The sequence below is a fragment of the Streptococcus sp. 3167 genome (assembly GCF_013277175.1).
GTDB lineage: Bacteria > Bacillota > Bacilli > Lactobacillales > Streptococcaceae > Streptococcus > Streptococcus pseudopneumoniae.
Genome location: NZ_VMML01000006.1, coordinates 58,902 through 65,862, shown reverse-complemented (window position 1 = coordinate 65,862; position 6,961 = coordinate 58,902). Strand labels below are relative to the sequence as shown.

Below are 6,961 nucleotides of genomic sequence, written 5' to 3'. Positions count from 1 at the left end.
TTTGAGGTTGTAGATAAGACTGACGAAGTCAGTTACCTATACCTACGGCAAGGTGACGTTGACGTGGTTTAAATTTGACTTTCGAAGAGTATTACTCTCTCTTGTCACTGCTTTCTATTCTACCATAAAGTCCAGCCTTTGAAGAACTTTTACTAGAATACAAGGCTTCTGTCTCTATTTACCATCTTAAGCATCAAAAAAGAGGGAAGCTCCCTCTTTTACAAATTCAATGCTGCTAGGGTATCCAAATACTGGTTGTTGATGACCGCCAAAATATAGGTATCTGCCTTCAAGAGGTCATCTGGTCCAAATTCAACATCCAATGGGGAATTTTCCTGCTCTCGGAAGCCCAAAATATTCAGATTATATTTGTCACGGAGGTCTAATTTACTCAGACTTTGACCTGCCCAAGACTGAGGAATTTTCATCTCCACAATAGAGACATTTTTATCCAACTGAAAGACACCAACACTATTATGGAAAAGAATGGTATGTGCTAGAGACTGCCCCATTTCATACTCTGGCGAGACAACCGAGTCAGCTCCAATCTTTTCTAGCACTTTCTTAGCAGTCTGACTTTTGACCTTAGCAATAACAGTCGGTACCCCCAAACTCTTACAGTGCATAACCGCAAGCACACTCGACTCCAGATTTCCACCTGTCGCGACGACAACGGTATCGCAGGTATCAATCCCTGCTGATCTCAATAATTCTTCATCTGTGATGTCACCAATCACTCCACGCGCCAAAACTGGCTCAAACTGATTGATGCGCTCTGCGTGGTCATCAATAGCGATAATATTCATATCCTGCTTGGCTAGGGCAGCTAGGACACTGCTCCCAAAAATTCCCAATCCTAAAATTCCAATCGTACGATCTGACATTCTCTTTCCTTTCTTAACCAATACTAATATCTGCTTTCATATAGTGAATCATATCTTTCTTTTCTGGATGGTAATCTGCCAAGCTAACAAACAAGGTCAAGGGACCAATTCGTCCCATAAACATAAGTGGCATGATAACACTGAGAGCCAATTTCCCAAGATCAGAAGTCAAATTTGCCGTTACACCAACTGTACTAAGAGCTGAAATGGTTTCAAATATGAGGTGGATAAAGGGAGGATTGCCTTTGGCTGTCATCCCTAGCAGAATCAATCCTACCAAGAAGCTCATCAAAAAGATAATAAAGACACTAAAGGATTTTTGAACCGTTCGCGGCGCAATCGTTCGTCTCGCAACATTGGCATGAGGCAAGCCCAAAAGCTCACTTCGCGCAAAGACCAAGAGGACAAAAAATGTCGTAATCTTGAGCCCCCCAGCCGTTCCCCCAGGTGCCCCACCTAGAAACATCTGTAAGATATAAATCAAAAGAGTCACAGGATGAGCCTGAGTATAATCTATCGTAGAAAAGCCTGCTGTTCGCATCGTCACTGTTTGAAAAAAGCTAACTAAAACCTTATCGGCAACAGGGAGATTGCCAATCGTTCCAGCATTGTTCCACTCAAGAAAGAGAGTAGTTGCCGTTCCAAATAACAACAAACCTAGAGTCAATAATAGTACAAGCTTCGTATGAAAGTGCAGGCGCCCTTTTTTCTTTCTTCCTACATGACCAGCCAAATCAAACCAGACCATAAAGCCAAAACCACCTGTAATAATTAAGCCTGCAATCACCAGATTGACCAGTAAATCGGTCTGAAAAGCAAATAAACTGGTGCTCCCCAAATTATCAAAACCTGCATTACAGAAGGCGGATATAGCTAGAAAAATGGAACTAAAAAGACCGCGCCCCCAGCCAAGTTGTGGAACAAAACGAAAACTGAGGAATAGAGCTCCCAAACCCTCAACTAGAAAAGTTGTGAGAAAAATAGAATGGACAAACTTTCTCAAAGATCGAGTTTCTCCATAACTAAAACTATCCTGAATAGTTGCACGGCTACGAAGACTAAGCTTTTGCTTGCTCTGGATATAGAAAACTCCAATAAAGGTCATGAGTCCTAGACCACCGATCTGAATCAAGAGCAAACAGATTATTTGACCCCAGATATTATATGTGTGAGCTACTGGAAGGGTTGAAAGACCTGTCACACAGACTGCAGAGACAGCAGTGAAAAGATGATCAAAATAAGTCGCTCGTGAGCTTTCAACTTGGACAAAGGGCAAGCTCAAAAGAAGAGAGCCTAGTAAAATGACCAAGGCAAAACTCAAAAAAATACGACGGGCTGGCGATAAACGAGATAAGCCTAGCTCTATTTTTTCCTTAGATAATTTGAATAACATGTTTCCATTGTACCATAAAACAAAAGAAATATCTCAAATAGGAATGGACAAAACATCGCGTACGCTTATCCTAAAAAAGAGGTTATCCAAACTCGTCCATTTCTAGAAACGTCTAAAAACTACCGACTTCCTATTTTATTCGGCAAAAAATAATCATCAATCAAGCTTTTAAAGTTCTCCTTCACTAAGATAAGAAACTGCCGAGAAAAGCGACTAAAGTTGCACAACACTTGCTAAACTCAGTTCTAACGCCTTCTCAAAAGCTTCCGATCCCCAGTCACGACTATCGTACTGGTCCAAGTCTGCTAAGGAATCAGCTGTGAACAACAATTCTCCCCAGAGAACCCCTCGCAGTTGGGCTACTGCCACAAGCGCAGAACACTCCATCTCCACAACAGCACAGCCCTCTTCCTTACGATAAGCCACCTTTTCAGCCGTTTCTCGGTAAAAACCGTCTGTCGTCCAGGTCAGGACTTCTTCATAGGGAATCCCTCTGACTTCCAAAACTTGCTCAATGGCAGCAATAGCCTCTGGCTGCATTTCCATATAACGAGAAGGTGCCACATAGTGGTAACTGGCTCCTTCATCTCGCAGAGCGCGAACAGGGACTAGAAAGGCATTTTCCTCTATATCGGCTAGCACACCACAGGTACCTGTGGAAATAATCTGCTCCACACCATAGCCAATCAACCAATCCATAAACTGGGCTGCTGGAGCTGAACCAACAGGAGCCTGAGCCAGACAAATCTCCTCGCCTTTGTAGTTCACGACATAGACTGGATAGGTCTTGGTGGCTGAAACGAATTCGCCGACACAGTCCGCCCCTACTTCCCTCGCATAGCGGTCAATCTCTTCACCTAAAAATGCATAGACACATTTCTTGGGCAAGTGCAAGTCCAGCCCCTCGTGATTGGGCATGATAACCGCCTGAGGATTATCATCAAACTCTAAAATGGGAATCGCATGTTTCTGAATCATAACCCACCTCCTCTAATTTTGTACTATTGTATCAAAAACTGACAAAGTGTCAAGGAGGAAGCTGATGAACTGAGGAAAAGCTAATACTAGAATAAAAACCACTTTCTACAATTGATGCTCTGATTTTCATCACATCCTGTCTATCGAGCTAAGCAAATACGAGTCACAATTCCATCTGAGTCTGTGATTTCCAATTGGCTCGATGTCATCCATTTGATTGGTGCGTCAACTTCTTGTGCTCGTTGGGCAATCGTTAACAGTTCTTCTTTATGTGCGACTTCGATGACATAGTAGGCTAAACCTGGTAAGCCTTGCTTACGCGAATCCAGACCTTTTCCTCCCCATTCGTTAACTGCTAAATGATGATGGTAATCTCCAGCCGCAATCCAACTAGCGCTAGGCACACTGAATTTATCCTCTAGCCCTAACACCTTTTGATAAAACTGGCTGGACTTTCGACTATCCTTGACGGAAAGATGAATATGCCCCATTCTCGTACCTTCTGTCAAGATAAAGGGCTCTACTCTTTCCCCCAACTCATAAATGTCCTGCGCCGCAAGAGCCTCCGTCACTCCGATAATGCGTCCATCTTCTCGAATATCCCATGTGGAAACCGGCTTATCTCGATAGAGTTCAATGCCATTTCCCTCCAAATCTTCCAAGTAAATAGCTTCACTGTAACCATGGTCTGCACCGCCGACAAGAGGAATCTGTAAATCTGTCAGGTGTTTCAAGACATCAGCCAAAGCCTTGCGTGTGGGCAAGAGAATGGCCAAATGGTAAAGACCACAATGTTCCCTCACTTCTCCGCTCTCTTGTGCTTGAATCAGCTGTACCAAGACTTTTCCACCAAGGCCTAGAATGGACTCTGTCTCAGTTTGAGATAAGATTTCTAAACCAATAACTTGCTGATAAAAGGCTGTTTGACTGGCCAAATCCTTTACATTTAAAACTGTCTCTGCCAAATAAATGTGACTCTTGTATTCATAGGTCATAAATGGTCCTCTTTTCTCGTTGTAATTATTACAACTATTGTATAATTTCCATCAAGAAAGTCAAGCCAGATAACTCAAAAATAACACCATTTCAGGATAATATAAAGTAAATCATTTCATAATAAAACGCATATTATCAAACTTTTCATCACCTGACAATATGCGTTATTTTAATTTTAAAGACTTTTTGACCAGCTTTTTTATTTCACAACAAGTTCATAACGTGTCTTACTGGTGAAGGTTTGACCAGCTTTAAGAATGACTTGGTCTTTGAGGTCGCTGTGAATGGCATCTGGTAAAGCTTGCGCTTCAAGGGCAATCCCATTGTGCTGCACCATTGGCTGACCAGCCACAAGTACACTCTCATCCACAAAGTTTGCTGTGTAGACCACAAAGCAAGGAGTTTCTGTCTTGAAAAGCAGGAAGCGACCTGAATTTTGGTCATAAAGGAATCCAGCATTGTCATGGCCTACAGGAAGGGCAAATGGGTGATCCAAACCTGATGCCAGCTGGATTTGCTCATCTTCTTCTGCAAAGATATCCTTCAACAAGGCACCATTGTAGATGTGTTTGACCACATCACGGTTGGCTTCTGGAGTTTTGGCAGGAACACCATCGGGAGCGATTGGGTAAATACCCTCTGTATTTAGTTGGAAGACATGACGGTCAATCGTCTGCGTGAAATCACCAGACAAGTTGAAATAGCTGTGGTTGGTTGGATTGACCAGCGTATCCTGATCGGTCGTCACCTTGTAGCTGATTTTATAGGCACCAGTTTCTTCCAAGTGATAACTGATCCAAATCTTGAGATTTCCAGGGAACCCTCCTGTCCCATCTGTACGCTCTGTGTAGAGAGTCAAGCCATGATCGCTTACTTCTTCAACTTCAAACAAGCTGGAATCCCAACCAGTTGAACCACTGTGATTACAGTTGCTAGCATTATTAACCTCAAGGTCATAGGTCTTACCATTGAGCTCAAAGGTCGCACCTGCAATACGACCCGCTACAGGACCTACACTTGCTCCATGCTTGGGACTATTGCCTACATAACTATCAAAGTCATCAAATCCCAAGATAACATTGGCAAAATTTCCAGCCTTGTCAGGTGCGACATAGCGCAAGATGGTCGCACCATAAGTCATAACCTCAAGTTGGTAGCCACCGTCTGTCTCAAATCGATAGGCCAAGACATCCTCGCCCTCAACATTTCCAAATACACGCTCTGTGTATGCTTTCATTCTGTTCTCCTTTTACTATTTCTCTCAAGCAAACAAACCATAGAAAGCGTACTGACAATCTATGGTTTATCTGATAATTTACAAATCCTCTTGTCAAGAATTCATAAACACTGTCTTACTTTTGATATTCGTGAATTATGACACCTTGTACTACACGGTTTACTGTACCTGTAGGAGACGGTGTATCTGGTTTATTTTCTACCTTGAGTGAAGTCAATAGGGCAAAGAGTTGGGCATAAACGATGTAAGGGAAGACACGGTAAATATCATTCAAGACACCGCCACAACCAAGGGCCACTTCTTTGACATTTTCAAGACCAAAAGCTTGATCACTCAAAAGCACAACACGACGAGCAATCTGGTCACCAGCAACTTCACGAACCAAGTCCAAGTCGTACTTACGAGTGTAGTCTGTCGTTGTACCAAAGACCAAAACAACTGTATTTTCGTTGATAAGAGATTTTGGACCGTGACGGAAGCCAACTGGGCTTTCATACATGGTCGCAACTTGACCAGCAGTTAATTCCAAAATCTTGAGCTGAGCTTCATGAGCAAGTCCAAAGAAAGGACCAGCGCCTAGATAGATGACACGGTTAAAGTCTAAATCAACGAGCTCTTTGACATCTTCTGCCTTGTCTAAAACTTTACGGGCAAGACTAGATACAACTTCAAAACGTTCAGACTTAACAGCAAATTCTGTAGGATCAAAGACCAAGAGAGCTGTCAACATCATAGACGTAAAGCTAGAAGTCATGGCAAATCCAGCATCATTAGAGACAGCTGGTTGCAAGAGCAAGAGATTACGGTCATCACCGTGAGCTTGAAGAGCCAATTTACCATCTGCTGCACAAGTAATCGTCACTTGATAAAGCTCATCCACCAAGGATTTGGCCAAATCAACAGTCGCCACACTTTCAGGCGAGTTCCCACTACGAGCAAAAGACACAAGGACAGTTGCCACATCTTTTTTCAAATAGGTTGCTGGATTGGCAACGATATCTGTTGTCGCAATAGCATTGAAATTCCATTTGCGTTCGTCATAGACTTCCTTAAAGTAAGGTAGCAAGGTATCTCCCACATAAGCAGAAGTCCCAGCACCTGTCAAGATAACCTTAATATAGTCATGTTTATCAGCGATTTCTTGTAGGAAGGCTGCAATTTCTTCACGTTTTGCTTGGTAAAATTCAAAAGCTTCTCTCCATACATCAGGCTGTTGGTAGATTTCACGCGTAGTGATTTCTGCACCCAATTCGAGCAAGTCTTCTTTTGTATAATGTAGCATTGAGTTCCTCTTTTTCTATTAAATATGGGAATGGGAGTAAGCTCCATTCCCATGTATATTTTATATAAAATGCTCTAACGATTTTCACGTTGTCACATGAATTGAATCGAGTTCCAACTAAAATCTGTAGGAAACTAGCCGCAGGCTGCTCAAAGCACTGCTTTGAGGTTGTCGGATAAGACTGACGAAGT

At 42.6% G+C, this 6,961-nt stretch carries 6 protein-coding genes; all 6 read right to left on the bottom strand.

The window, feature by feature from the left end:
- Positions 1 to 218 precede the first annotated feature (218 nt).
- Positions 219 to 884, bottom strand: a complete 666-nt coding sequence (locus tag HT678_RS00835) for a TrkA family potassium uptake protein (RefSeq protein ID WP_001283900.1) — start codon at positions 882 to 884, stop codon at positions 219 to 221.
- Between the two features lie 13 nt (positions 885 to 897).
- Positions 898 to 2,277, bottom strand: coding sequence for a TrkH family potassium uptake protein (locus HT678_RS00830; RefSeq protein ID WP_000897723.1), 1,380 nt, complete (start codon positions 2,275 to 2,277; stop codon positions 898 to 900).
- A gap of 213 nt (positions 2,278 to 2,490) precedes the next feature.
- The gene (locus HT678_RS00825; protein WP_000614982.1) at positions 2,491 to 3,255 is read right to left on the bottom strand and encodes a nucleoside phosphorylase; all 765 of its coding nucleotides are present in this window, start codon (positions 3,253 to 3,255) and stop codon (positions 2,491 to 2,493) included.
- A gap of 140 nt (positions 3,256 to 3,395) precedes the next feature.
- Positions 3,396 to 4,250: a VOC family protein gene (locus HT678_RS00820; protein ID WP_000220708.1), complete on the bottom strand. Its 855-nt coding sequence runs from the start codon at positions 4,248 to 4,250 to the stop codon at positions 3,396 to 3,398.
- 200 nt (positions 4,251 to 4,450) lie between these two features.
- Positions 4,451 to 5,488: an aldose epimerase family protein gene (locus HT678_RS00815; protein WP_000649432.1), complete on the bottom strand. Its 1,038-nt coding sequence runs from the start codon at positions 5,486 to 5,488 to the stop codon at positions 4,451 to 4,453.
- 115 nt (positions 5,489 to 5,603) lie between these two features.
- A complete protein-coding gene (locus HT678_RS00810; protein WP_000903556.1) occupies positions 5,604 to 6,770 on the bottom strand; it encodes an SIS domain-containing protein in 1,167 nt (388 codons plus the stop codon).
- Positions 6,771 to 6,961 lie beyond the last annotated feature (191 nt).

Excerpts from the sequence above, each read along its gene's own strand:
- HT678_RS00810 (WP_000903556.1), bottom strand. The coding sequence starts at position 6,770 with ATGCTACATTATACAAAAGAAGACTTGCTCGAATTGGGTGCAGAAATC.
- HT678_RS00830 (WP_000897723.1), bottom strand. The coding sequence starts at position 2,277 with ATGTTATTCAAATTATCTAAGGAAAAAATAGAGCTAGGCTTATCTCGT.
- HT678_RS00820 (WP_000220708.1), bottom strand. The coding sequence starts at position 4,250 with ATGACCTATGAATACAAGAGTCACATTTATTTGGCAGAGACAGTTTTA.
- HT678_RS00825 (WP_000614982.1), bottom strand. The coding sequence starts at position 3,255 with ATGATTCAGAAACATGCGATTCCCATTTTAGAGTTTGATGATAATCCT.
- HT678_RS00815 (WP_000649432.1), bottom strand. The coding sequence starts at position 5,488 with ATGAAAGCATACACAGAGCGTGTATTTGGAAATGTTGAGGGCGAGGAT.
- HT678_RS00835 (WP_001283900.1), bottom strand. The coding sequence starts at position 884 with ATGTCAGATCGTACGATTGGAATTTTAGGATTGGGAATTTTTGGGAGC.